Raw genomic sequence first — 1,431 nt, forward strand, 5'->3', positions numbered from 1 at the left:
GCCGCGACATCCGCGAGTCCGATGAGCGCCAGGGCGGGCAGTGCCGCCAGCACCGCGGCGGCCCCGCCCGCCTCGGGCAGTGCCGCCAGCACCGCGGCGGCCCCGCCCGCCTCGGGCAGTGCCCGTGCCCCTGGCGCACCGATGCGTACAGGGCCGCACCGCCCACCGCGCAATTGGTGAGGCGCTGCACGAAGAGCGCTGGGTGGCCAGCGCGAACAGTGCTGTCATTGCATGCCTCGCAGTACAGTGCGGTGAACGGTTGGGTGCACCACACCGTAGTGCAGTATTTTCGACCCTGTCATTCAGAATATTGGACGGAATGTGTCTGACCTCGATCAGCTCACTCAGTCGCTCGCGCGCAATCTCAAGCGCTGGAGGGGGGAACGCGGCTTCACCCTGGACGTGCTCGCCGCCCGTGCCGGGGTCAGCCGCGGCATGATCATCCAGATCGAACAGGCCCGCACCAACCCGAGCGTCGGCACCACGGTCAAGCTCGCCGACGCACTGGGGGTCAGCATCACCACGCTGCTCGACTACGAGCAGGGCTCACCGGTCCGGCTGGTGCCCGAGAGCCAGGCGGTGCGCATGTGGTCCACCGACGCGGGCAGTTCCACCACCCTGCTCGTCGGTGCGGAGGCGAGGGGACCGCTCGAACTCTGGTCCTGGCGCCTGATGCCCGGCGAAAGCAGCGCCTCCGACCCGCACCCCGAGGGCACCGTCGAACTGCTCCACGTCACCGCGGGCGAGCTCACCCTGGTCGTCGACGGCACCGCGTACGCCGTACCGGCTGGTGGCTCCGCCTCGTTCGAGGCACATCACCCGCACGCCTACCGCAACGACGGCTCCGAGCCGGCCGAAGTCACCATGGCGGTCTCCATCCCGCCCGTACGGTGAGACGGCCGACCGAGGGCCCCCGGGTCGCTGTTAGCGTGATGTGCATGCGCGCTCCCCTCGGCTCCTTCGAGAACGCCGGTCCGGCGGCCGACCGCCTGGACCTGCTCACCGGTCCTGTCGCCGCGGCCGTGACCGCGGGCTGGGGCGGCTTCCCCGCCGAGCAGATCATCCATGTCGACACGGACCCGGCCATCGCCGACACGGCGGTCTTCGTCGAGCACCACGGCGCGGAACTGCTCGACCGGTCGGCCAACTGCGTCGTGGTGGCGGGCAAGCGCGGCGGCGAGGTGACGCTCGCGGCCTGCCTCGTCCTTTCCCGCTCCCGCGTCGATGTGAACGGCGCGGTCCGCAAGCAACTGAGCGCCCGCAAGGCTTCCTTCGCCCCGATGGAGACGGCGGTCGGCGAGACCGGCATGGAGTACGGCGGTATCACCCCCATCGGCCTGCCCGCCGCATGGCCGTTGCTGATCGATCCCGCGGTCGTCGACGAGGACTGGGTGCTGATCGGCAGCGGCAGCCGCCGGGGCAAGCTGATCG

At 70.7% G+C, this 1,431-nt stretch carries 2 protein-coding genes and 1 pseudogene; 2 read left to right on the forward strand and 1 reads right to left on the reverse strand.

Going from position 1 to position 1,431, the window contains the following annotated elements; translation table 11 throughout:
* Positions 1-199 (reverse strand): annotated as a pseudogene (locus tag ABZY11_RS44490) (hypothetical protein); the annotation flags it as partial.
* A 122-nt stretch (positions 200-321) separates the two neighbouring features.
* Between ABZY11_RS44490 and ABZY11_RS44495 the strand changes: the two are divergent.
* The gene (locus ABZY11_RS44495) at positions 322-894 is read left to right on the forward strand and encodes an XRE family transcriptional regulator (protein ID WP_356484618.1); all 573 of its coding nucleotides are present in this window, start codon (positions 322-324) and stop codon (positions 892-894) included.
* A gap of 44 nt (positions 895-938) precedes the next feature.
* Positions 939-1,431 (forward strand): YbaK/EbsC family protein (locus ABZY11_RS44500; RefSeq protein ID WP_356484619.1); only part of this gene is annotated, 493 nt, incomplete at its 3' end.

The organism is Streptomyces sp. NPDC006510 (assembly GCF_040611955.1).
GTDB lineage: Bacteria > Actinomycetota > Actinomycetes > Streptomycetales > Streptomycetaceae > Streptomyces.